Source organism: Pseudomonas sp. PARCl1 (assembly GCF_947311875.1).
In the GTDB taxonomy this organism is placed as follows: domain Bacteria; phylum Pseudomonadota; class Gammaproteobacteria; order Pseudomonadales; family Pseudomonadaceae; genus Aquipseudomonas; species Aquipseudomonas juntendi.
Map to the genome: position 1 here is coordinate 18,005 of NZ_CAMZMX010000032.1, position 21,516 is coordinate 39,520.

Here is a 21,516-nt window from a genome sequence, read left to right on the forward strand (position 1 = left end):
GGGGGTCGGCTCAGTATAGGCAAGGCGCGGCAACCTGCCGCAGGGCAATCCGCACAGCGAATCGTGTACTGTTTCAAGATTTATCTGGAACAATCCACCCTTTTTTTGCGAACATACCTGCTCCCAGCGTGACCATACGCGACCAATGGGTCGCACAACGGCGCTTTTAGTCTGATTTTGCCCCGTCTACTGCTTCATGTAGTATCCCGTGGCGCGGACTACAAAACGTCGTTTGGATGTCTGCCAAGGCGCCTGTGAAAATACGCACACTGTCTGCCAGCCAGTCTGGCGGGCTGCACCCAGCCGCGCTCGGGGTCTTCCCCGGGGGCAAGTACTGGTACGTGTTTAGAGAAGCGCTACAGGCTTAATACAGAAGAGCGAAATAGCTGAGCAGAGTGAGGCAAGCAATGACTGGATACGTTCAAGTCGGTGGCCTTCAGGTCGCCAAGGTCCTGTACGACTTCGTGAACAACGAAGCCATCCCCGGGACCGGCATCGTCGCCGAGCAGTTCTGGGCGGGTGCAGAGAAGATCATCAATGACCTCGCTCCAAAGAACAAAGCCCTGCTCGCCAAGCGCGACGAGCTGCAAGCCAAGATCGACGCCTACCACCAGGCACGCAAAGGCCAGGCCCATGACGCCGCAGCCTACAAAGCATTCCTCCAGGAAATCGGCTACCTGCTGCCACAAGCCGACGATTTCCAGGCCACCACTCAGAACGTGGACGAAGAAATCGCCCATATGGCCGGCCCGCAGCTGGTCGTGCCGGTGATGAACGCCCGTTTTGCCCTCAACGCCGCCAACGCCCGTTGGGGTTCGCTGTACGACGCGCTGTATGGCACCGATGCCATCAGCGATGAAGGCGGCGCCGAAAAAGGCCAGGGTTACAACAAAGTGCGTGGCGACAAGGTGATTGCCTTCGCCCGCGCCTTCCTTGACGAAGCCGCGCCGCTGGCGGCTGGGTCGCACGTCGACTCCACCGCCTACCGCATCGAAGCCGGCAAGCTGGTGGTCACCCTGAAGGGCGGCACCAACACCGGCCTGCGTGACGACGCCCAACTGATCGGGTTCCAGGGTGATGCCGCGGCACCGACTGCCGTGCTGCTGAAACACAACGACCTGCATTTCGAAATCCAGGTCGATGCCAGCACCCCGGTCGGCAGCACCGACGACGCTGGCGTCAAAGACATCCTGATGGAGTCGGCACTGACCACCATCATGGACTGCGAAGACTCGGTCGCCGCCGTCGATGCCGACGACAAGGTCATCGTCTACCGCAACTGGCTGGGCCTGATGAAGGGCGACCTGGCCGAAAGCGTGAGCAAAGGTGGCAAGACCTTCACCCGCACCATGAACCCCGACCGCGAGTACGCTGCGCCCAACGGTGGCAGCGTGACCCTGCACGGCCGTTCGCTGCTGTTCGTGCGTAACGTTGGCCACCTGATGACCAACCCGGCAATTCTCGACGCCCAGGGCAACGAAATTCCGGAAGGCATCCAGGATGGCCTGTTCACCAACCTGATCGCCCTGCACAACCTCAACGGCAACACCAGCCGCAAGAATACCCGCAGTGGCAGCGTGTACATCGTCAAGCCGAAGATGCATGGCCCTGAGGAAGTGGCGTTTGCCGCCGAGATTTTCAGCCAGGTCGAAGACCTACTGGGCATGCCGCGCAACACCGTGAAGGTCGGCATCATGGACGAGGAGCGCCGGACCACGGTCAACCTCAAGTCCTGCATCAAGGCCGCTGCCGAGCGCGTCGCGTTCATCAACACCGGCTTCCTCGACCGCACGGGCGATGAAATTCACACCTCGATGGAAGCCGGCGCCGTGGTGCGCAAAGGTGCCATGAAGAACGAGAAGTGGATCGGTGCCTACGAGAACAACAACGTCGATGTCGGCCTGGCGACCGGCCTGCAAGGCCGTGCGCAGATCGGCAAAGGCATGTGGGCCATGCCCGACCTGATGGCCGCCATGCTCGAGCAGAAGATCGCCCACCCGCTGGCCGGTGCCAACACCGCCTGGGTGCCGTCGCCCACTGCCGCCACCCTGCATGCCCTGCACTACCACAAGGTGGACGTACAGGCACGCCAGCGTGAGCTGGCCTCGCGCACCCCGGCATCGGTGGACGATATCCTGGCCATCCCGCTGGCCGCCGACACCAACTGGTCGGCCGAAGAGATCCGCAACGAGCTGGACAACAATGCCCAGGGCATCCTCGGCTATGTCGTGCGCTGGATCGACCAGGGTGTCGGTTGCTCGAAGGTGCCAGACATCAACAACGTCGGCCTGATGGAAGACCGCGCCACCCTGCGCATCTCCGCGCAACTGCTGGCCAACTGGCTGCGCCACGGCGTGGTCAGCCAGGCGCAGGTGCTGGAAAGCCTCAAGCGTATGGCGGTGGTGGTCGACCAGCAGAACGCCGCTGACCCTCTGTACCGCCCGATGGCGCCGAACTTCGACGACAACATTGCGTTCCAGGCGGCAGTGGAGCTAGTGGTCGAAGGTGGCAAGCAGCCCAATGGCTATACCGAGCCAGTGCTGCACCGCCGTCGCCGCGAGTACAAGGCGCGTAACGGGTTGTAAGTTACACCTGCGTACGGGGGCCGCTTTGCGGCCCAATCGCGACACAAGGCCGCTCCTACAGGGATATCGCAAATATCAAAACTTGCGCTGCACCTGTAGGAGCGGCCTTGTGTCGCGATAGGGCTGCAAAGCAGCCCCTCTCTGCCTCAATCAATTTTCAGCTCTTTCTTCACCAGCTCCAGCAACTTGCCCAGGTCCACCGGCTTGAGCAGGAAGTCCACCACCCCCAGGTGCATCACGTCCACCGCCTCTGCCACATCGGTGTCGCCCGACACGACGATGATCGACAACGCCGCCCGCTCCGACCCGCGAATCTTGCGGATCAGCTCCAGCCCATCCTCTGGCTGCATGCGCAAATCGGTAATCATCAAGCCGATGCGCGGCTCGAAATGCAGGTACAACCTGGCCTCCTCGGCCCCGTCCGCGCCCACACACTCAATGCCCCGGCTTTTCAGATACAGGATCAACGCTTCACGGTTCACCGCGTTGTCATCCACCACCAACACCAACGGCTTTACGGCCACCGGCGCACTGGCCACACCCAATGCCTCGCGCTCTTCGTCGCTTAGAATATCGATTTGCTCAGGCATGGCCATCTCGTCAAGAAAATTCCGCTTCAGCCATAGGACCGCAGAACTTGCGTGACCCGATTCACCTTTCGTCGGGTCTTTGACAGGGGGGCTCATAGACTTACGTCCAATGGGCACCACCCCGCCGCAAGCCGACCATGGAGGCAGAGAACAACATGGCCGGCACCTATATATAGATATATATAGTTCGGCATAGCGATACGGTCGGTTTCATGAGCAAAAAGGACGCCTACAGCCAGGCGGGCAGGACCGCAGTGCTGCAGAACATTCAGGGCACGCTGCAGTTTCTGCAGCGCTTTCCGCCGTTCAACCAGATGGAGCACAGCCACCTGGCCTACCTGGTCGAGCAGTGCCAGCTGCGCTTCTATGCCAGCGGCGAAAGCATCGTCAAGCCGGCAGACGGGCCGGTCGAGCATTTCTACATCGTCAAGCAGGGGCGGGTGGTGGGCGAGCGTCAGCACTTGGTGAAACCGGGTGTCGAAACCACCTTCGAAATCACCAGCGGCGAGTGCTTCCCGCTGGCCGCCCTGCTCGGCGAACGGGCCACCCGCACCGAGCACCTGGCCGGCGAAGACACCTTCTGCCTGCAACTGAACAAGGCAGCGTTCATCCGCGTGTTCTCGATGTCTGAAGTGTTTCGGGATTTTGCCCTGCGCGGGGTCAGCAGCCTGCTCGACCAGGTCAACCAGCAGGTTCGCCAGCGTGCGGTGGAAACCCTGGGTACCCAGTACTCGCTGAACACGCCGCTGGGCGAACTGGCCATGCGGCACCCGGTGGTGTGCAGCGCGGATACGCCGCTGCGCGAAGCCGTGCGGCTGATGCACGAGCAGCAGGTGGGCAGCATCGTCGTGGTTGACGCGCAGCGCTACCCCACCGGCATCTTCACCCTGCGCGACCTGCGCCAGGTGGTGGCCGCGGCGGACGCCGAGCTGGGTGCGCCGATTGCCCGGCACATGACCGCCAAGCCGTTCTACCTCAGCCCACAGGCCAGTGCCTTCGATGCAGCCATGGCAATGACCGAGCGGCACATTGCCCACGTGTGCCTGGTGGAAAACGGCCGGCTGTGTGGCGTGGTCTCGGAGCGCGACCTGTTCTCGCTGCAACGGGTCGACCTGGTGCACCTGGCGCGCACCATTCGCCATGCACCGCGGCTGGACAGCCTGGTCTCGCTGCGCGGCGAGATCAGCCAACTGGTCGAACGGATGCTCGCCCACGGCGCCTCGTCCACCCAGATCACCCAGATCATCACCCTGCTCAACGACCACACGGTATGCCGGGTCATCGAACTGGCCCTGGCTGAACGGGGCGACCCTGGGGTGCCTTTCAGCTGGCTGTGCTTTGGCAGCGAAGGGCGTCGCGAACAGACCCTGCACACCGACCAGGACAACGGCATCCTTTTCGAGACGCTGGACAGTGCCGAGGCCGACGCCATCCGTGCCCGCCTGCTGCCGCTGGCACAGTACATCAACCAATGCCTGGCCCAGTGTGGCTTCACCTTGTGTACGGGCAACATCATGGCCGGCAACCCTGCGCTGTGCCTGTCGCGTGCCGAGTGGGCGCGGCGCTTTGCCGGTTTTGTCCGCGAAGCCAGCCCGGAAAACCTGCTGGGCTCAAGCATCTACTTCGACCTGCGGGTGGTGTGGGGCGACGATCAGGGCTGCGAGCAACTGCGCCAAGGCGTGCTGGCGCAGGTGGCCGACAACCGTATATTCCAGCGCATGATGGCGGAAAACGCCCTGCGCCAGCGCCCGCCAGTGGGCCGCCTGCGCGAGTTCGTGCTGACCCGCCAAGGCAACGACAAGGCGGCCACACTCGACCTGAAGGTCCAGGGCCTGACGCCCTTCGTCGATGGTGCCCGGCTGCTGGCGCTGGCCAATGGCATCGGCGCCTGCAATACCCTGGAGCGCTTGCGCCAGCTGGTCGCCAAAGGGGTAATCGAAGCACTGGACGGCGCGGCCTATGAAGAGGCGTATCACTTCATCCAGCAGACCCGCATGCAACAGCATCAACGCCAGGCCCGCGCCAACCTGCCGTATTCCAACCGGCTTGACCCGGACAGCCTCAACCACCTGGACCGGCGTATCCTGCGCGAGTCCCTGCGCCAGGCCCAGCGCCTGCAAAGCAGCCTGGCCCTGCGGTACCAGTTATGAGCCTGTTCGCCTGGCTGCGCCCCGGCACACCCGAGCTGGACCCTGCCACGCGCCAGCGCCTGGCCCGGCAACCTAAACCCGCGCCCCTGGGTGTGTGCACGTTGCGTGAGCAGCGCTGGGTGGTGCTGGACCTGGAAACCAGCGGGCTCAACCCCAACCGTGACCAGGTACTGTCGATCGGCGCAGTGGCCATTGAGGACGGGGCCATCGACTTTGCCCAGCAATTTGAACGCACCCTGCAGCGGCCACTGTTGAAAACCAACGCCAGCGTGCTGATTCACGGGCTCGGGCCAAGCGCCCTGGCGGCCGGTTGCGAGCCCGCCGAAGCCTTGCTGGACCTGCTCGACTTCATTGGCGACAGCCCGGTACTGGCATTCCATGCACCGTTCGACCAGCGCATGCTGGCGCGGGCACTGAAAGAAAGCCTGGGTTACCGCTTGCAGTCGCCGTTTCTGGATGTGGCCGAGCTGGCGCCGATGCTCAACCCCGACACGGTTCTGCGCGAGGCGGGCCTGGATGACTGGGTGGCGCGCTTTGGGCTACAGGTGGAAGAACGCCACCACGCCAGCGCTGATGCCCAGGTCACCGCAGAACTTGTGCTGATCCTGTTCAGCCAGGCCCGGCGCCAACAACTGGACAGCCCGCTGCAACTGGAACAGCGCCTGCGCGGCTGGCGGCGACGCAAGGTGCAGAGCCATGGCATGTAAAGCCAGGGCTACGCAGCGCCGGTGAAACCGCAGGCCCTTGGCCAACCCCATGCAGGCGAACCGATAAGCGTCCATTGCACCCACCCCCTCCCCTCTGCAACAATCGCGAATAATTATCGTTAGTTAATGCATACGTTCCGGGGGGACGCTGCTTGCCTTCTGCACAGAGCCCACACGCCGATCTGGTTGGTACGCTGTACCGCGATCACCGCGGCTGGCTGCTCGCCTGGTTGCAACGCAACATGGCCTGCCGCCAACGTGCCGAAGACCTGAGCCAGGACACCTTCGTGCGCCTGCTTGGCCGCGAGCAGCTGGCCTCGCCCCGCGAACCGCGTGCCTTTCTTGCGGCCGTGGCCAAGGGGCTGATGTTCGACCACTTCCGGCGCGCCGCACTGGAACAGGCCTACCTCGCGGAACTGGCACTGGTGCCGGAAGCCGAACACCCCTCCCCCGAAGTACAGCACCTGATTCTGGAAGACCTCAAAGCCATCGACCGCCTGCTTGGCAAGCTGTCGAGCAAAGCCCGCGCGGCGTTCCTGCACAACCGCCTGGATGGCATGGGCCATGCCGAAATCGCCGAGCGCCTGGGCGTTTCGGTGTCGCGGGTGCGCCAGTACCTCGCCCAGGGTATGCGCCAGTGCTACGTGGCCCTGTACGGGGAGCCGACGTGAGCAACGCACCGGTCTCGTCGCGTGTACTGGAAGCTGCCATTGCCTGGAAACTCAACCTCGACGGCGGCAGCGACAGCCCTGCCGAACGTGGTGAGTTCATGCGCTGGCATGCCGCCAGCGAAGAACACGCGCGCGCCTGGCGACAGCTCGGCGCCATGGACCAGCGGCTCAGCGCAGCCGCCGGCCCGGCGCGCCAGGCGTTGCTGCAGTCGCGCGCCAGCCTGCGCCGGCGCATCGGCAAGGTCGGCGGCGGCCTGGCCGGCATGTTCCTGCTCGGCTCGCTGCTGGCGTGGGTTGGCGCACCGTCGCTGGCGCCCAGCTACTGGCTTGCCGACCAGCGTACCGCCACCGGCGAGTTGCGCACCTTGCGCCTGGCCGACGGCACCCTGTTGAGCCTCAATACCCACACCGCGGTAGACATCGACTACGCCGGTGCGCAACGGGTGATCGTGCTGCACCAGGGTGAAATCTCGGTCGATACCGGCCACCAGGACCCCCGCCCGCTGCTGGTGCGCACCGACGATGGCCGCTTGCGCCCACTGGGCACGCGCTTCCTGGTACGTCGTGAAGCCGCAGGCACGCGCCTTGAAGTGTTGCAAGCGTCGGTCGCGGCCATGCCGCATAACAGCGGTGACGAGCAGGTGTTGCGCGAAGGCCAGCAGGTGCTGATGCATGCCGATGGCCTGGGCCAGGTCAGCGCAGTGCCGGCCGGTGCCGATGCCTGGACGCGCGGCATGCTGGTGGTCGACGACGTACGCCTTGGTGACTTGCTGGCGGTGCTGGGCAAGTACCGCAGCGGCTACCTGGGCGTGGATGCAGCGGTCGCCGACCTGCGGGTAAGCGGCAGCTTCCCGCTGACCGATACCGACCTGGCATTGGCCTCACTGGAGCCGGTGCTGCCGGTGAAGGTCGAGCGGCATACCCAGTGGTGGGTGAAGGTCACGCCCAGGTAGCGCTGTAGCAGCCTGATCGCAGGCGCCCCTGCTTTTACAAACAATTCTCACTTTTTTTCAGATTCGCCCTGTCACTTTTCGATTCTCGCTCGGCAAGGATGCAGCAAGCACTTACCCGTCGAGGAACCGCCGCATGTCCCGTGCCGTAGATCGTATCCTGCGCCCCAGCCTGATGGCCCTGGCCATCGGCATGGCCGCGCCGCTGATCAGCCCTGCCTTGTTCGCCGCCGAGCAGTCCGCGCTGCGCGCCTACAACCTGCCCAGCGCACCGCTGGCCACTGCCCTGAACCAGATCGCCAGCCAGGCCGGCATCGCCCTGGCCCTGGACCCGGCGCTGGTCAGTGGCCGCACGTCGGCGCCGGTCAACGGCCGCTATGACGGGCTCGGCGCCTTGCAGGCAGCGCTGCTGGGTAGCGGCCTGCAATTGCAGCAGAGCAGCGCGGGCAGCTACAGCCTGGTCGCGGTGCCGGAGGGCAGCCTGGCCTTGCCGGAAATCACCGTGAACGCCAACAGCGCCAGTGAAAGCGCGTGGGGCCCGGTCGACGGCTACCTGGCCCAGCGCACGGCCGCCGGCACCAAGACCGACACCGCCCTGGTCGAAGTCCCACGGTCCATTTCCGTGGCGACCCGCGAGCAGATGAAAGACCGCGGCGTGCATAGCCTCGACGACGCCGTGCGCTATATGCCAGGCATCGTCTCTGCCAGCTTCGGCAGCGACACCCGCTATGACTGGATGCGGGTGCGCGGCTTCGAGCCCACCCAGTTCCTGGATGGCCTGCCGTTGCCACGTGGCGTGTACGCCAACCCGAAAGCCGAAACCTGGAACCTCGACCGCCTGGCGCTGCTGCGCGGCCCGGCCTCTTCGGTCTATGGCCAGACCCCACCCGGCGGTCTGCTGGACATGGTCAGCCGCCGCCCGCAAGCCGAAAGCGCGCATGAAATCGAACTGCAATATGGCAGTGACAACCACCGCCAGATCAACTTCGCCAGCACCGGCAAGATCGATGACGACGGCCGCTTGCTGTATGGCGTGAGCGGTGTGATCCGTGACAGCGGTACGCAGGTCGATCACATCGACAACAAGCGCTACAACATCGCCCCGAGCCTGACCTGGAACGTGGACGAAGATACCTCGCTGACCTTCCTTTCCCAATTCACCCGCGACGATACCGGGGTCACCAGCCAGTTCCGACCGATCCAGGGCACCAAGATCGACATGCCGTTCGGCAAGATCTCGCACCACAAGAACCTGGGTGACCCGAATTACGAATTCTACGACCGTACCTACTACGCGCTGGGCTACGCGTTCGAGCACCGTTTCAACGACGTGTGGCAGTTCCGGCAAAACTTGCGCTATACCAAGTCCGAGCTGTCGTTCCAGACGATCACCGTCAACAGCTACTTGCCGGAGTTCGGTATGGTCGTGGACGACCAAGGCAACGTGGGGCGTAGTACCACCAACGTTGACGAGGACATCAGCCAGTTCGCCGTCGACAACAACTTCCAGGGTGATTTCAGCACAGGCGCCATCAGCCACACCTTGCTGCTCGGCCTGGACCACCAACGTACCAACAACAATTTCCTGACGATCTATGGCGCTGCGCCACCCATCAATGTCAACGACCCAGTCTACGGTTTGCCGATCAGCAGACCCGACCGTTCCACTGCCTACTACGACTACGACCAGAAAACCATTCAGACCGGCCTGTACGTGCAGGACCAAATGGCGCTGGGCAACTGGCGGCTGACCTTGGGTGGTCGGGAGGACTGGGTACACACCGGTACAACGTTCTTCAACAAAGGCGACGCTACCAACACCCAGCGCGACAGTAACTTCAGCGGCAACGCGGCGATCAGTTACGTCTTCGATTCGGGGTTTGTGCCTTACCTGTCCTATGCAGAATCTTTCCAGCCCGCCAGCAAGGCCGATGCGGACCCACTGAAGTCGTTCAAACCAACCGAAGGCAAGCAGTGGGAACTGGGTGTCAAATACCAGCCCCCCGGTTCAAATACGTTGCTCTCGGCCGCGGTGTATGACCTGACTCAAAAGAATGTGCTGGTCACCAGCAACGACGGCAATACCAGTGTCACCAGCCAAACCGGCGAAGTGAAAGTCCGCGGCCTGGAGCTTGAAGCGGTTTCCGACGTTACCGACAACCTGAAGGTAATTGCCGCCTATACCCTGGCCAAATCCGAAGTGCAGGATGGCCAGTTCAAGGGCAACCGCCTGCAACTGATGCCTAACCAGCAGGCCTCGGTGTGGGGCGACTACACCTTCCACTCGGGCGTACTGGACGGCTTCGGCATCGGCCTGGGGGCACGCTACACCGGCAATACCTATGGTGACCAAGGCAACACCTGGCTGGGCAAGGCCAATGCCTACACGGTGTTCGATGCCTCGGTGCATTACGACCTGGGCCGCCTGGACAACAGCCTGAAAGGGGCGTCGGTCGCGCTCAATGCGAACAACCTGCTGGACAAGGACTACCTCTCCACCTGTGACTCGTACTACTGCTACTACGGCGACGAGCGGAGTGTCGTGGCCAGCGCCACCTACAAGTTCTGAGTGAGCCGGGGCCGCGTTGCGGCCCAATCGCCGGCAAGCCAGCCCCCACAGGTAAATCAGGACCCCGAGGACCTGCGCTGACCTGTGGGAGCTGGCTTGCCGGCGATTGGGCTGCGCAGCAGGCCCCTCCAATTCCTCAGGCAAAAAACGGTACCGTGATGAAAAGCCCAACCATCCGCCGCTGGTCAGCGGTCCACACCTGGAGCAGCCTGGTCTGTACCCTGTTCCTGCTGTTGCTCGCCCTCACCGGCCTGCCGCTGATCTTCCACCACGAACTCGAACACCTGCTGGGCGACGCCGCCGAACTGCGCGAAATGCCGCCCGGCACCCCGCACCTCGACCTGCAACAGCTGGTGCTCAAGGCCGAGCAGCACCGCCCCGGCGAGGTCATGCAGTACTTTGGTTATGAAGAAGACCAACCCGACGGCGTGGTGGCCATCACCGCCGCCACCGCCGGTACCGAGCCCAACCTGTCGCACACCTTCATGCTCGACGCCCGCACAGGCGAAGCGGTAGCCATGCCCGCCGCCAACGGTGGCTTCATGATGCTGATGCTGCGCCTGCACGTGGACATGTTCGCCGGCCTGCCGGGCAAGTTGCTGCTGGCCTTCATGGGCGTGCTGTTCGTCGTCGCGATCGTGTCCGGCACCGTGCTGTATGCCCCGTTCATGCGCCGGCTGGGCTTCGCCAGCGTGCGCCACGACAAATCCCGGCGCCTGCGCTGGCTCGACCTGCACAACCTGATCGGCATCGTCACCTTGGCCTGGGCACTGACTGTCGGTGTAACCGGCGTGATCAGCGCCCTGTCCGACCTGGTGATCGCTGCCTGGCGCAACGACAGCCTGGCGGCCATGGTGGCGCCCTACCGCAACGCCCCACCGCTGGGCGAACGCGCTGCGGCCAGCGACCTGCTGGCCATCGCCGAACAGGCCGCCCCCGGCATGCGCCCAGACTTCATCGCCTTCCCCGGTACACGCTTCTCCAGTGAGCACCACTACGCGGTGTTCATGAAAGGTGCCACGCACCTCACTTCGCACCTGCTGACCCCGGTCCTGATCGATGCACGCACGCTGCAAGTGACCGCCGTCGGCGAACGCCCCTGGTACATGGATGCCATGGGCCTGTCGCAACCCCTGCATTTTGGCGACTACGGCGGGCGGCCCATGCAGGTGCTGTGGGCAGCACTGGACGTGCTGACGATCATCGTACTCGGCAGCGGCCTCTACCTGTGGTGGACCAAGCTGCGCAGCAGCAGGGGGGCGCGCCCGTGAGCCACACGTCACGCAGCACCAGGCAGATCTTCGCCTGGCCTGGGCTCATCGCCGCGCTGGGTGCAGCCGGCCTGTTCGCCGCGCTGCTCGGGGACGGCGCCTGGGACGCCCTGGCCTGGCTGGGGCTGGGCATTCCGGCATGGCTCGGGTTCCGTGGGCTGAGCGGCAAATGAGGTAAACAGCTAACACGCCTGGATCAACAGCTGGGACCAAGCTGCACGGCCTGTTCACCGTGGAGCCCGCCATGAGCCTGACACACTTCAAGTCCTTCGATGCGCAATTGAGCGCCCTGCTCACCCCACCCCCAACGCCCGACCCGTCGCTGCCGCTGCTGAACGCACGGCAGCGCTACTTCGCCGACCTTGCGCAGTACTGGCTTGGCACCGCAAGCGGCGAAAGCCGGCGGGCACGCCTGGCTGCGCTGCTGCGCCAGCAACTGCTGGCGCAAATCGCGTTGCGCAGCGATGACCATACGCTGGGTTCGAGCCATGCCGAGCTGGTCACCTGCTGCGCCAACAGGCCGCTGCCCTCGCAGCGCCAGCATTTACCAGCCGCGCAACGGCCGCAGATCTACCGCCCCGTACTGGACATCACCACACCCAATTGGCGTAGCTACCTGCCCGGCACTTTCGTGATCGTCGAAGGCCGGCCCGAGGGCCGCATGCCAGACACCCGCAACACCACCGACTACGCGCTGCTGTGCAGCCTGTCCCATGGCATCGAAGCATTCGATAGCCTTGCCGAGCTGCACACCGAGCTTTGCGAACGCCTGGACGACGTGCAGCAAAGCCGGCCACTGCTGCGGCACATGAGCAACGAACACGATCGCGACAACGCCCGCAACGCCGAGCGCCTGCGCTATGAATGGTTCAACGAGGACATGATTCAGGCACAGGCTCAGGCCTTGATCGACGGCCAGCACGCCGCGCTGACCCAGGCCTGGCAGGAAGCTGCGCAGCAGGCGGCGGTGGACTGGCCCAAGCTGACAGCGGACCTGGCCGAGGCCGCCGATCTGCTGCCATGGGCCGACAGCCGCTCTGCGCTACAGACACGCTACGGCCTGCTGCTGGAGCGCAACTCGCCAGCCTGGCTGAAAAACGCCTCGGCACAGGGCCTCACGCACATCATGCAAACCCTGCAAGAGCTGGTGATCGCCATCGACAAGGCGGCGGCACCCGGTATCCTGAGCCTTGAGCAATTCGTCGACCGCAATGGCCTGCTCGCCTGGACACGTGAACGCCTGCGCACGCATCTGCGCCAACGTCACCAGCTGGATATCGACCCGCTCGGCGTGTATGTCAGCGTTACCCTGGCCAGGCCCATAGGCCCTGTGTTGCCGCCCAGCATTACCGGCCCCTGGATACCCGTCGCCAGCCGCCCGCAGGTTGGCGACAGCATCGAGCTGGTCCAGCAGACCTACCGCATCGACGAGCTGGCGCTGATCAACGTCAGCTTGCTCGATATCGACTACTGGTTGACGGCGAGGGTGCACGACAAGCAGGGCGTGACCATCGCTGGCGTCAGCCCAAGCCAGGTCAAGCAGCTGGTGCGTGAGCTGGATGTGGGTGAAAGCTACAGCCAATACCTGCGCACCCATTTGCTGACATCGCCGCAGGCACAGTGGCGGCAGGACAGTTATGTCGCCATCAGCCATGCGCGCATGCGCGCTGAAGCGGCCAAGGCGCACTATGCCGGCCACCTTCTCGAAGACCCGTTCGAGCGCGGGTTCGCCTGGATCACCACCTTGCTCGAATACCCGCAAAGCCATGCCCGCCAACAGGCAGACGTAGCGCAACTGAGCGTGCGCCAGTTGCTGATCGGTGGGCATACGCTGCAAGGCATCATGCTGGTCACCCCAGACAGCCCAGGCTTCGCCCGCTTCATCGTCTACACCCCGGACGCCCCGGACCGCCGTGCCTGGCGTGAGTTTCGCAATACCCGGCACATGCTCAAGACCCTGCGCAAACAACCTGCCCTGCGCGATTACCTGAAAGACCGCCTGCCGCTGGCCGACCGTGAGCAAATCGAGCTATGGCTGACCAAAGGCGGCATGGGGCCCCATGTACAACGCCCGACGATCACCGGCGATTTCCAGCAGGCCCGCTACCTCGCGGAAGTGAATGCCATGCTGGCCGCGGTCGATGCCAGCACCAACACCCGGCGGGAACTGCTGACCGAGCTCGGCCTGCGCGGGCTGACGCTCATTCTGGACTTGATCAGCTTCGTGTTGCCCAACCGGGCACTGGTGGCGGTATCGTTGGGGCGTTCGATCCTGTCGGTGATCGATGCGCACAAGGCCTTCAAGCAAGCGCAACGTACCGAGGTACTGAAGCACATCGTCGACGCCTTCACCTACGCCAACGACGCCGTCAACAACCTGGGTGGAACAACCGTGATGCGCCGCGCGTTGCGGGGAATACCCTCGCCTCCACCGCTGAAGTTGCCGCCTTCGGCAAGCGTGAACATCAACCGTGAAAAACTGCGCTACCGCGTGGATGGCATTCACAAAGAAGGTATCTACGAGCAACCCTCGCCGTACCCCGGCATGAGCTTCTACTACATCCGGGATGCCAGCGGGGCTACATACCAGGTCGCTTTCGACGGCTACCGCTGGCGGGTAGTAGACCCGCGCATGCCAGACGCCTATACCAAGGTACCGGTCAAACGCCGCGAAGACGGCGAATGGGTAGTGGACTCTGTGGTGCTGTGGCATGACGGGCTACCCGACTTGCAGGCGCTGTTCAAAGCGTGCCAACTGCCCACGTACCCCGCTGGCGCCGAGCCAACCGACACCGCTGGGCTGTACCGCCTGGGCCGGGAGTACTTTCTGGTGGCAGGCAGCCAGGCGTTGCCGCTGCGCGCGCACTTGCTGGACAACCATTACCATTTGCTGATGCCCGGGCAACCGCACAGCAGGCCCATTGCCTGGGCCATTGTGCGTTGGCAGGGGGACCAGTGGCGCATCCGGGTTCGCCAGCCCGGCCGAAGCAGTGACTGGCTGGCGTTTCCAGACTGTTATTCGGTAAGCCGCGGCAACAGCCCGTCCAACCGCTGATGCAAGGCACTGCCACTTGGCCAGTTGCGCAGCAGCCGTGCCCGGTCGCGGGCATAGGCGGGGGCGAAGCTGAGCTGGGTGGCATGCTGGCACATGGCGTCCAGGTCGATCAGCGACCAGCGCCCGTTGTCCCAGAACAGGTTGTGCCCCTTGAAGTCGCCGTGGCTGATGCGCTCGCGGATCAGCTGCTGCATCACCTGCACCAACGCATCGAGCTGTTCTTGCGGGGCCTCGCCACTTTCCACGTAGGGCGCAAAGCACGCGGTCAGGTCTGGGCCATCGACATACTCGGTGACCAGGTAGGCACGGCTGCGCAGGCCCAGCACCCGCTGCTCCAGCACCGCCAAGGGGCGTGGCGTGGCGATGTCGAGAAACTCCAGGCGGTGCCCTTCGATCCATGAATGCCAGGCCCGGCTCGGGCGCCAGAAGCGCTTGAGCCAGTGCGCGGTGTTCTTGATGTTGTAGCGTTTGAGCACCAACTGCCGGCCATTCACCTCGATACGCGCCACACTGGCGGCGCCACCGGTCTTGTACAGGTGGCCTTGGTCGATCAAGGCATCGGCCTGTTCCAGCACCGGCAGCATGGCGGCCACCTCGCTGCGGCGAACCGCACGCAAGCCCGACAAGCTGCGCTGTACGCTGAACAGGCTGCATTCGCGCCCGGCCTTTTCCAGGTAGTCCTTCTGCCGCCAGCTGCGCACCTTGTCCACCTGCTTCTGCAAGGCTTCCAGTGGCAGCGCGTGCTCGGCATTGGCCAGCAGGTAATGCACCAGCAACTCTTCGATGAACGGTTCCAGGCGCTTGGGCAACTGGGCGAAGAATACCCCGAGGTTTTCCAGCACCCGCGGGCGCGAGAGTTGCTGGCCAGGGGTTTCGGCCTTGATGCCGGCGCCATCGATCAGGTACAGCTTGCCGGCGTGGCGCAGCAGGTTGTCCAGGTGCAGGTCTTCCTGCCACAGGCCTTTGGCGTGCATGTGCGCCACGGCCGTCAGCGCCTCACCCAGCACCTGCTGCTGCGCGTCGGCCAGCACCGGCAGGTTTTCCACCGCGCCCCAGGCATCGGCCAGGCTTTGGGCACCGTCGAGGAATTCAAACAGCAGCCAGCCACCTTCGCCTTCCCTGAGCCCGTCGGCCAGCAGCCTGGGCGTGGTCAGCCCCTGCCCGGCCAACAGCTTCACGCCCTGCAATTCGCGCTGGAAATGCCGCGCCGCGTTAGCACCCACCAACAACTTGGCCAGTACTGGCGTCCCGCGCCACACACCGGCGCCGACATAGCGCTGGCCCGGTAGCACACGCAACAGGCTGAGCAGCTGCAGGTCAGCGCTGCCGGCGGCATCGGCCAAGGTCAGGGTCAGCGGCAGTGACGGGCTACGCCCGGCAGCCTTGAGTTCAGACAAACGCATCAGCGGGCCTCTTTTTCACGACGGCGTTGCGTCAGGCGTTGCCGCCAGGTGTCGACCAGCGTGCCTTCGGCGGGCTGCGCCAGGTAGCTGGCCAGCAAGGTGCGGACATCCGCCTCGCTCCAGGCCCGGGCGCGGCGTAGCAGCGGCTCCAGGTCTTTGAGGCGGTCACGCATGCCGAACAGCAACGGCCGGGTCTTTTCCAGGTCGATCAGTTGGGCGTCCCACCCCTCGCGGCGCTGGCGCAGAAAGATGTGCTTGGGGTAGAAGCAGCCGTGCACCTGGCCGGCGCCGTGCAGGGTACGCGCCAGCTGGCCGCACGCCTGCAGGATGCCGTTGCGTTCGGCCTCGCCCAACTGCGGCCATTGGCCCAGCAGGCTGTCGAGGTCGGCCCACGCGTCCAGGGCACGAGTCATCAGAATCGCCCGGTGCTGGCCGCCCTGCTTGCGCTCACCGTAGAACACCGCCTGCAAGGCCGGAATGTGCAACTTCTGATAACGGCTGATATTGCGGAATTCGCGGGCGAAGGTTGGCTCGCCAAACGGCCGGTGCAGGGTGCGGGTCAGGTAGTCGCACTGGCGCTTGAGGTAGTACCCCTTGCCTTCGAGCTCCAGGCGGAACACGCTGCTCCAGCCGCCACGGCCGGTGTTGGGCTCGTCCACGGCGTCCAGTTGCAGCGCCCACAGCGCCTCGAAGTCATCCAGCCCATGGCGTTTGAGCAGCGCGAGTTCTGCGCTGGCCAGGTAGTCGGTCATTCCCTTCCCTCGAAAAAGCCCAGCACCTGGCGAATGCGTTTCTTGTCGCGCGCATCAAGCCGTTTACGGTCACGGTACTGCAGGTAGAAACGCAGGCGCTGGGTAGCCGAGAGGTGGTACTTGGCCACCTTGTCGAGGCAGGCCAGGTCTTTGATCAGCCGGTGCCGCCACATGAACCCGCGCCAGAAATCGCCGGTGGGGCAGTCGATGAAGAACAGCGTGCCTTGGTCATCGACCAGCAGGTTGCGCCACTTCAGGTCGTTGTGGGCGAAACGGTGTTCGTGCATCACCCGGGTATGGCGGGCCAACTGGCGGCTGATATGGTCGACCCAGGTGCGATCGGCCAGCCGCGCATCGTTGCGCTCGGCCAGTGCCGACAGGTCTTCGGTGTTGGGCAGCTCGCGGGTGATCATCGCCCCGCGGCCAAAGGCCAGGCCATTGCGCTCAAGGCCCCAGGCCACCACTTCGGCGGTGGGAATGCCCCACTTGGCGAACTGCTTGAGGTTCTGCCATTCGGCCTTGATGCGCGGCCGGCCCAGGTAGCGGCGCATGTGCTTGCCGGCACCGGTGTACCGCTTGACGTAATAGTTGACCCCATCACGCTCGATGCGCACCACCTCGCTGAGCGGGTCGCGGGTCAGGCGTTCGCCTTGAATGGCAAATACCGCATCGAGGCTGCCGAAGTCCGCCGCCAGGTGTTGGTAACCCGGCGCCAGTGTCCAACTCGCCATTAGAGTGCATCCCCATAGCGTTGCTTGCGATCGTAGAGTTTCTGCGCCTTGCGCTCCAGCCAGGCCAGTAGCGCGGCTTCGTCCTTGAGGACTTGCCGCAGCGGGCGCTGGAAGTAAGCGCGCAGGAAGCGCAATTTGTCGCGTTGGGTAAGGCCGATGTCCAGCGCCGAGAAGTACAGCGCCGCCAGGTCCTTGTCACGCCAACGCCGGCTGATTGTCGCCCGGGTTTGCGCGCGGTGCAGGTCGATCACCGACAGTTTGAAATCATCCGCCGTCACCGCGCGGTCAGTGTGCAGCAGGAAGTGGCAGATGTAGCAGTCGCGGTGGTTGACCCCGGCGCGGTGCATGCCGCCGGTCATTTTCGCCACCTCGGCGATCAGCGCATGCTTCAGGCGCGGCTCGGGCGGCTGCCTGGCCCAGTCGATGCTGAAGTCTTCCAGGCTGATGGTCGGCGCCAGCTCTTCGGTGATGATGAACGAATGTTGCGCGGCGGGGTTGCTGCCGCGCTCACCGTAGGCGACCGCGGTCATGGTTGGCACGCCCGCTTCATGCAAACGCTGGATCGCCTGCCACTCCTGGCCGGCACCGAGCACCGGCAGCTTGGCGGTCAGCAGGTTCTTGAAGATCTCGCCCCAGCCGATACCGCGGTGGATCTTGACGAAAAAGCCCTCGCCAGCCACCTCGGTACGCAGCGTGCGGCGGCCTTCGAGTTCGCGGTAGACCTCACCTTGCAGCGCCTCCACGGCGTCGAAGGCATCGCGCCCGGCCCACAGGTGTTTGAAGGGTTCGGCCAGTATCAGCTTCATGCGGTTTTCTGCCCCAGGATCACGTCGGCAGCATGCTGCGGCATGCTGTACAGATCGGCGGTTTCGGCGAATGCCAGTCCGTTGCGCGACCAGCTGGCGCGGGCCTGCGGGTCTTCCAGCATGCGCTGCAGGTAGCTGTTGAGCTGGTCCTGCTCGAACGGCTCGTCCAGCACCAGGCCACTGTCGGCCTCGGCAATGTAATGGGCATAGCCGCACACCCTGGACACCAGCACCGGCAAACCGGCCACCAGCGCTTCGAGCAGCACTGTACCGGTGTTTTCGTTGTACGCCGGGTGAATCAGCACGTCGGCACCCAGCAGAAAGCGCGGGATGTCGCTACGGCCCTTGAGGAACTGCACCTGGTCGCCCAGGCCCAGGGTAGCGCTTTGCAGCTGGAATACCTTGGGGTCGTCCTGGCCGATGACCATCAACCGGGTGCGCTTGCGCAGCGCCGACGGCAGTGCCGCCAGCGCCTTGAGGCTGCGGTCCACGCCCTTGGTCTTGAAGCCCGAGCCGATCTGCACCAGCAGCAGGTCACCCTCGCCCAGGTTGAACTCCTTGCGGAACTCGGCGCGAATCTCGGCGGCATTGGCCGGCGCGCGGCGGTCCTGGGAAATGCCCGGCGGCAACAGGTGGAAGCGCTCCAGCGGAGTGCCGTAATGCTTGATGAACAGCGGCTGCTGCACTTCGGAAATCATCAGCACTTCGGTATGCGCGTCCTTGGCGAACACCGCACGCTCGTACTCGGCAAAGTGCCGGTAGCGGCCCCAACGGCGGTACAGGCCGCCACGCAGGGTTTGCGCCTTGTCCTCGAAGCAGCCGTCGGCGGCGTAGTACACGTCCAGCCCCGGCATCTTGTTGAAGCCGATCAGGCGGTCGACCGGGCGCTTGGCCAGGTCGGCGGCCATCCAGGCACTGAGCTTCTCGTTGCGCCGGTGGTTGAAGACCGCCTTGACCGGCGCCACCAGCACCTCGAAGCCTGGAGGAATGTCGCCCTCCCAGATCAACGTGTACACACGGATCTGGTGGCCGCGCTTCTGGCACTCCAGGGCAATGCGCATGAAGTCGCGTTGCAGCCCGCCAAAGGGGAAATATTTGTAAAGTACGAAAGCCAGTTGCATCAACGGACATCCTCAGCCAGCAGCAACGCGCTCAAGCGGCTCGCCACATGCTCGGGATTCAGGCGAGTGAAGCACAGTGGCCACTCGCGTTTGAGATCGAACCGGGCCAGGTCATCGGCGCTCGGTTTGTAGGTGCACTTCTTCTGCAGGCAGGGCGCGCAGGGCCAGTCACTGGCCTGGTGAATCTGGGTCCGTCCGTAGGCGCCGGTCAGGCCCGGGTTGGTCGGGCCGAATAACGAAATGGTCGGCACATCGAGTGCCGCGGCCAGGTGGCCCAGGCCGGTATCGACCGCCACGCAGGCCTTTGCCGCTGCCAGCACGCGGGCCACACCGGCAAGGTTCAATTTGGGGAGCACCTGGCAATTGTTCAAGCCTTGGGCAATGCGCTCGGCCCGCGCCTTCTCCGCCGGGTTGCCCCACGGCAGGCGCACCTCCAGCTTGCGCCGGCCCATGCGCTCGGCCAGTTCGCGCCAATAGGCTTCCGGCCAGTGCTTGGTCGCCCAGGTGGTGCCATGCAGGAACACGACATAGGGCGCCGCTGGCGGCAGTTGCAGGCGCTCGAGGTCCAGGCCGTAGTTGCCGATGCCTTCGGGCAGGTCGTAGGCCAGGGCCATGGCGAACAGCTGGCGCACCCGCTCGACCGCATGCTGGCCGGTAGCAACCGACAGGCGCCGGTCATAAAAGCGGCTGGCCCAGCCTTCACGGGCCGAATAGCGGTCCAGGCCAGCCACCGGGGCCTTCACGTAGCGGGTGAGCCAGGCCGACTTGACCAGGCCCTGGGCGTCGATCACCAGGTCGTACTTGCGCGCGCGTAAGCGCTGCTTGAAGGCCTTCCATTCGCCGCTCTTGAGGGTTTGCCAAAGGTTCTTGCGCCAGCGGCGGATGGCCACCGGGATGACCTGGTCGACCGCCGGGTGCCAGCTGGGGATTTCGGCGAAGCCTTCTTCCACCACCCAGTCGAACCGGATGCCCGGGAGCGCATGGGCGGCATCGGTCAGTGCCGGCAGGGTATGGATCACGTCACCCAGGGATGAGGTCTTGATGATCAGTACCCGCACTTAGTCGACCTCGGCCACGGCATCGATCAGGTCCGGCCCGCTCAGGCTATGCAGGGCGGCGATGACTTTACCGGGCTCCAGCAGGCGCAGGCAGTTGTAGTGGCCGAAGCGGCAGGTGCGGTCAAAGCAGGGGCTGCACTCGATACCGGTGCGCACCACTTCCACCTGTTCGGCCAGCGGTGGGGTGAAGCCGGGCGAGGTGGAGCCATATACGGCCACCAGCGGGCGGTTGAGCGCAGCCGCCACGTGCATCAGCCCCGAGTCGTTGGACACCACGGCCTGCGCGCACGACATCAGGTCAATAGCCTCGGCCAGCGAGGTTTCACCAGCCAGGTTGGCCGACTCTTCGCGCAACCCCGGGATCAGCCGGTCGCGGATCTGCTCGCCCACCGGGTGGTCGTTTTTCGAGCCGAACAGCCATACCTGCCAGCCCTGGCGGATCATCGCATCCGCCACGGCGGCATAGTGTTCGGCCGGCCAGCGCTTGGCCTCGCCAAACTCGGCACCGGGGCACAGCGCCAGTACCGGGCGGTCGAGCTCCAGGCCGAACTTGGCCAAGGCGGCCTCGCGGCTCTGGGCTTCGATTTGCAGGTGCGGGCGCGGGTACGGTTGCGGCAATTCGGCACCAGGGGCGTAGGCCAGGGCCATGAAACGCTCGATCATCAGCGGGTAGCGGGCCTTGTCCAGCTTGCGCACGTCATTGAGCAGGCCGAAACGCATTTCGCCGCGCCAGCCGGTGCGTTTGGGAATGCCGGCGAAGAAGGGGACCAGCGCCGACTTCAACGAGTTGGGCAGCAGGATGGCCTGGTCGTACTGGCCGGCCAGGGACTTGCCGATACGCCGCCGCGTGGCCAGCTCCAGTGCGCCGTGGCCGAGCGGAAAGCTCAAGGCCTGGCGCACTTCGGGCATGCGTTCGAGGATCGGCCGGCTCCACTCGGGGGCCAGCACGTCGATCACGCAGTCGGGGTGCTGCTGTTTCAGGCACTGGAACAGGGTCTGCGCCATCACCATGTCGCCGACCCAGCTGGGGCCAATGATCAGTATTCTCATGCTTAGTCCAGAAACGCTCGGGGAGGCTACAGGCTGCGGTTCAGCCT

The 21,516-nt window shown here is 64.5% G+C and carries 17 protein-coding genes; 9 read left to right on the forward strand and 8 right to left on the reverse strand.

Annotation, left to right across the window (positions count from 1 at the left end; genetic code table 11):
* Window positions 1–407 precede the first annotated feature (407 nt).
* The gene (locus QME24_RS16755; protein ID WP_280091357.1) at window positions 408–2,585 is read left to right on the forward strand and encodes a malate synthase G; all 2,178 of its coding nucleotides are present in this window, start codon (window positions 408–410) and stop codon (window positions 2,583–2,585) included.
* Between the two features lie 146 nt (window positions 2,586–2,731).
* Here QME24_RS16755 and QME24_RS16760 read toward each other — a convergent pair whose 3' ends face one another.
* Window positions 2,732–3,271 (reverse strand): response regulator, encoded by a 540-nt coding sequence (locus QME24_RS16760; protein ID WP_054904271.1) that lies wholly within the window; start codon window positions 3,269–3,271, stop codon window positions 2,732–2,734.
* Window positions 3,272–3,387: 116 nt separating this feature from the next.
* On the opposite strand from QME24_RS16760, the gene QME24_RS16765 reads away from it, so the two are divergent.
* The 8 genes from QME24_RS16765 (at window position 3,388) to QME24_RS16800 (ending at window position 14,548) form a co-directional block, all read left to right on the forward strand.
* Window positions 3,388–5,325 (forward strand): putative nucleotidyltransferase substrate binding domain-containing protein, encoded by a 1,938-nt coding sequence (locus QME24_RS16765; RefSeq protein ID WP_280091356.1) that lies wholly within the window; start codon window positions 3,388–3,390, stop codon window positions 5,323–5,325.
* The gene (locus tag QME24_RS16770) at window positions 5,322–6,032 is read left to right on the forward strand and encodes a 3'-5' exonuclease (protein ID WP_009681519.1); all 711 of its coding nucleotides are present in this window, start codon (window positions 5,322–5,324) and stop codon (window positions 6,030–6,032) included. Before QME24_RS16765 ends, QME24_RS16770 begins: the two co-directional genes overlap by 4 nt.
* A gap of 152 nt (window positions 6,033–6,184) precedes the next feature.
* A complete protein-coding gene (locus QME24_RS16775) occupies window positions 6,185–6,703 on the forward strand; it encodes an RNA polymerase sigma factor (protein WP_029885025.1) in 519 nt (172 codons plus the stop codon).
* Window positions 6,700–7,656 (forward strand): FecR family protein, encoded by a 957-nt coding sequence (locus tag QME24_RS16780; protein ID WP_054881576.1) that lies wholly within the window; start codon window positions 6,700–6,702, stop codon window positions 7,654–7,656. Before QME24_RS16775 ends, QME24_RS16780 begins: the two co-directional genes overlap by 4 nt.
* A gap of 133 nt (window positions 7,657–7,789) precedes the next feature.
* Window positions 7,790–10,222 (forward strand): TonB-dependent siderophore receptor, encoded by a 2,433-nt coding sequence (locus QME24_RS16785; protein ID WP_232892604.1) that lies wholly within the window; start codon window positions 7,790–7,792, stop codon window positions 10,220–10,222.
* A 158-nt stretch (window positions 10,223–10,380) separates the two neighbouring features.
* Window positions 10,381–11,493 (forward strand): PepSY-associated TM helix domain-containing protein, encoded by a 1,113-nt coding sequence (locus tag QME24_RS16790; RefSeq protein WP_009683341.1) that lies wholly within the window; start codon window positions 10,381–10,383, stop codon window positions 11,491–11,493.
* On the forward strand, window positions 11,490–11,666 hold the full coding sequence (locus tag QME24_RS16795) for a hypothetical protein (RefSeq protein ID WP_009683340.1): 177 nt from the start codon (window positions 11,490–11,492) through the stop codon (window positions 11,664–11,666). The genes QME24_RS16790 and QME24_RS16795 overlap by 4 nt, the downstream gene beginning before the upstream one ends.
* 71 nt (window positions 11,667–11,737) lie before the next feature.
* On the forward strand, window positions 11,738–14,548 hold the full coding sequence (locus QME24_RS16800; protein WP_192441499.1) for a DUF6543 domain-containing protein: 2,811 nt from the start codon (window positions 11,738–11,740) through the stop codon (window positions 14,546–14,548).
* Here the strand turns inward: QME24_RS16800 and QME24_RS16805 are convergent.
* From QME24_RS16805 to waaF, 7 genes are read right to left on the reverse strand one after another with little or no spacing between them, the layout of a single operon-like run.
* A complete protein-coding gene (locus QME24_RS16805) occupies window positions 14,509–15,951 on the reverse strand; it encodes a lipopolysaccharide kinase InaA family protein (RefSeq protein ID WP_235768362.1) in 1,443 nt (480 codons plus the stop codon). The two genes, QME24_RS16800 and QME24_RS16805, sit on opposite strands and share 40 nt — an antisense overlap.
* Window positions 15,951–16,703 (reverse strand): lipopolysaccharide kinase InaA family protein, encoded by a 753-nt coding sequence (locus QME24_RS16810; protein ID WP_192441497.1) that lies wholly within the window; start codon window positions 16,701–16,703, stop codon window positions 15,951–15,953. Before QME24_RS16810 ends, QME24_RS16805 begins: the two co-directional genes overlap by 1 nt.
* Window positions 16,700–17,434, reverse strand: a complete 735-nt coding sequence (locus tag QME24_RS16815; RefSeq protein WP_054904277.1) for a lipopolysaccharide kinase InaA family protein — start codon at window positions 17,432–17,434, stop codon at window positions 16,700–16,702. The genes QME24_RS16810 and QME24_RS16815 overlap by 4 nt, the downstream gene beginning before the upstream one ends.
* Window positions 17,434–18,240 carry a lipopolysaccharide core heptose(I) kinase RfaP gene (rfaP, locus tag QME24_RS16820; protein ID WP_054904278.1) on the reverse strand — a complete coding sequence of 269 codons (807 nt, stop codon included), beginning with the start codon at window positions 18,238–18,240 and terminating at the stop codon, window positions 17,434–17,436. Before rfaP ends, QME24_RS16815 begins: the two co-directional genes overlap by 1 nt.
* Complete coding sequence (locus QME24_RS16825; protein WP_054904279.1) at window positions 18,237–19,361, reverse strand: glycosyltransferase family 4 protein; 1,125 nt, start codon at window positions 19,359–19,361, stop codon at window positions 18,237–18,239. The genes rfaP and QME24_RS16825 overlap by 4 nt, the downstream gene beginning before the upstream one ends.
* The gene (gene waaC / locus QME24_RS16830) at window positions 19,361–20,419 is read right to left on the reverse strand and encodes a lipopolysaccharide heptosyltransferase I (RefSeq protein WP_029885035.1); all 1,059 of its coding nucleotides are present in this window, start codon (window positions 20,417–20,419) and stop codon (window positions 19,361–19,363) included. Before waaC ends, QME24_RS16825 begins: the two co-directional genes overlap by 1 nt.
* Window positions 20,420–21,469, reverse strand: a complete 1,050-nt coding sequence (waaF, locus tag QME24_RS16835) for a lipopolysaccharide heptosyltransferase II (RefSeq protein WP_009683332.1) — start codon at window positions 21,467–21,469, stop codon at window positions 20,420–20,422.
* Between the last annotated feature and the right edge of the window lie 47 nt (window positions 21,470–21,516).

Bases quoted from the DNA above. Each gene is read 5' to 3' on its own strand.
- QME24_RS16755 (WP_280091357.1), top strand. From the start codon at position 408: ATGACTGGATACGTTCAAGTCGGTGGCCTTCAGGTCGCCAAGGTCCTG.
- QME24_RS16760 (WP_054904271.1), bottom strand. From the start codon at position 3,271: ATGAGCCCCCCTGTCAAAGACCCGACGAAAGGTGAATCGGGTCACGCA.
- QME24_RS16765 (WP_280091356.1), top strand. From the start codon at position 3,388: ATGAGCAAAAAGGACGCCTACAGCCAGGCGGGCAGGACCGCAGTGCTG.
- QME24_RS16770 (WP_009681519.1), top strand. From the start codon at position 5,322: ATGAGCCTGTTCGCCTGGCTGCGCCCCGGCACACCCGAGCTGGACCCT.
- QME24_RS16785 (WP_232892604.1), top strand. From the start codon at position 7,790: ATGTCCCGTGCCGTAGATCGTATCCTGCGCCCCAGCCTGATGGCCCTG.
- QME24_RS16790 (WP_009683341.1), top strand. From the start codon at position 10,381: ATGAAAAGCCCAACCATCCGCCGCTGGTCAGCGGTCCACACCTGGAGC.
- QME24_RS16800 (WP_192441499.1), top strand. From the start codon at position 11,738: ATGAGCCTGACACACTTCAAGTCCTTCGATGCGCAATTGAGCGCCCTG.
- QME24_RS16805 (WP_235768362.1), bottom strand. From the start codon at position 15,951: ATGCGTTTGTCTGAACTCAAGGCTGCCGGGCGTAGCCCGTCACTGCCG.
- QME24_RS16810 (WP_192441497.1), bottom strand. From the start codon at position 16,703: ATGACCGACTACCTGGCCAGCGCAGAACTCGCGCTGCTCAAACGCCAT.
- QME24_RS16815 (WP_054904277.1), bottom strand. From the start codon at position 17,434: ATGGCGAGTTGGACACTGGCGCCGGGTTACCAACACCTGGCGGCGGAC.
- rfaP (WP_054904278.1), bottom strand. From the start codon at position 18,240: ATGAAGCTGATACTGGCCGAACCCTTCAAACACCTGTGGGCCGGGCGC.
- QME24_RS16825 (WP_054904279.1), bottom strand. From the start codon at position 19,361: ATGCAACTGGCTTTCGTACTTTACAAATATTTCCCCTTTGGCGGGCTG.
- waaF (WP_009683332.1), bottom strand. From the start codon at position 21,469: ATGAGAATACTGATCATTGGCCCCAGCTGGGTCGGCGACATGGTGATG.